We start from the raw sequence: 1,823 nt of genomic DNA on the forward strand, positions 1-1,823 counted from the left end.
ACCGACGGCTCGCAGAACAGCGAGGCCCCGCTGCAGGGCGGCGAGGGGATGTCCTCGGCGGAGGCGTCCGAGGCGCGCGGCGACGTCCTGCAGGAGGTCAAGCCGGTGCTGGCGCGGCAGGCCGCGGACGGCAAGGTGTACCGGCTGGTGAACAGTCAGTGGCGGGGGGGCAACCCCGACCTTCCGGGCGTCCGCCTTCGTCTACCCGGGCTGAGGGCCGCCGAGGTGCCACCCGGGCCGGACCGCCGTCTACCCGGGCCGAGGTCCTCGGCGCGGGACGGCGGCCGCGACGGTGGCGGCCGCCTTCGGGGCGAGCCCGGCGGCGGTCAGGGCCCGCGCGGCCTCGGCCAGGCTGGCGCCGGTGGTCACCAGGTCGTCCACCAGTACCGGTTGACGCCCCTTCAACCGGCAGTCCGCCCGCGGCAGCACGGTGAGTGCGCCGTGCAGGTTGCGCCGCCGCTCGGCGGCGGAGAGCCCGGCCTGGTCCGCGACCGGGCGGGTGTGCCGCAGCAGGGACGCCGAACGGGCGTCCAGCCCCGACCGGCGCAGGGACCGGGCGGCCGCGTCGGCCAGCCGCAGCGTCGGGTCGTGGCCGCGGGCACGGACGGCGGCCGGGGCGGAGGGCATCGGGACCAGCAGCAGCGGCGCCAGCCCGGCGCGCGGCCCGAGCGAGGAGCGCACGGCCCTGGCGAGCGCGTCACCCAGCGGGCCGGCCAGCCGCAGGGCCCCTCTTTCCTTGTGGGCGAGCAGCAGTTGGCGCACCGGATCGGCGTAGGGGGCGGCGGCGTGCGCCCAGGGCAGCGCGGTGGGCCCGGGCTGGGCGGTGGCCAGCGCACCGCGGCAGACGGAGCAGAGCTGGGTGCGCTCGATGCCGCAGCCGGCGCAGCGGGCCGGCAGCAGCACGTCCAGGAGGCCGGCCAGTGCGTGCGCGAACGGGCCCTGGGCGGTCTGTGGACGGGTGGGCGTGGAGGTGGGCGGCACGGCTGCTCCTGGCGGCTGCAGGCACGGAGAGTGAGCAAAGGATGCGCCGTACGAGGGGTGTTGTCCAGGTATCTACCCATGTTTCACTCGCTGGAGGGTAGACAGGGTGCAACAGCTTGACGGGTCAGGCCACAGCATCGGGTCATACCCACTTATCCGCCTGGGGAGGCGAAAACCCCCTGTGAGGTGTTCGATGAGGCTCCAGGGGGTTTCAACCGTCCCTGATGGGGAGGAAGTGAGGTGAGGGCCAGTCGCTTCCGCCGTTCGCGGTGGAGCGGGGGGCCGGCAGTGGATTGGCTGGTCCAGCTGGGTCTCAGCCCGATCCGGTAGCACCCGGATCGGCGTCAGCACGAGGGATCGGAGTTCTGCGTGGACATCGTCGTCAAGGGCCGCAAGACCGAGGTGCCCAAGAGGTTCCGGGATCACGTGGCCGAGAAGCTGGAGAAGGTCCAGAAGTTCGACACCAAGGCGATCAGCCTCGATGTCGAGGTGTCCAAGGAACACAACCCGCGGCAGGCCGACCGGTCGGACCGCGTGGAGATCACTCTCCGTACCCGTGGCCCGGTGATCCGGGCCGAGGCCGCCGCCGGCGACCCGTACGCGGCGCTCGACCTGGCCTCGGCGAAGCTCGACGCGCAGCTGCGCAAGTCCGCAGACCGGCGCCGGGTCCACAAGGGCGGCAACGGCCGCACCCCCATCAGCGTCGCCGAGGCGACCGCGGCCCTGGCCGCGCTACCCGAGACGTCGGAGCCCGAGGGTGTGACCAACGGGGCCGTCCGCAAGACCATGATGGGTTCCCTGGAAGTGGAGGGCGAAGGCCCGCTGGTGGTCCGGGAGAAGAC

2 protein-coding genes are annotated in these 1,823 nt (G+C 73.5%); one reads left to right on the forward strand and one right to left on the reverse strand.

The window, feature by feature from the left end:
• Positions 1-249 precede the first annotated feature (249 nt).
• Positions 250-981: a ComF family protein gene (locus MCM47_RS39965; protein WP_238862837.1), complete on the reverse strand. Its 732-nt coding sequence runs from the start codon at positions 979-981 to the stop codon at positions 250-252.
• Positions 982-1,350: 369 nt separating this feature from the next.
• Here MCM47_RS39965 and hpf point away from each other — a divergent pair.
• On the forward strand, positions 1,351-1,823 hold a 473-nt coding region (gene hpf / locus MCM47_RS39970), incomplete at its 3' end, for a ribosome hibernation-promoting factor, HPF/YfiA family (RefSeq protein ID WP_238951751.1).

Source organism: Kitasatospora sp. A2-31, from assembly GCF_022288725.1.
Lineage (GTDB): Bacteria > Actinomycetota > Actinomycetes > Streptomycetales > Streptomycetaceae > Kitasatospora.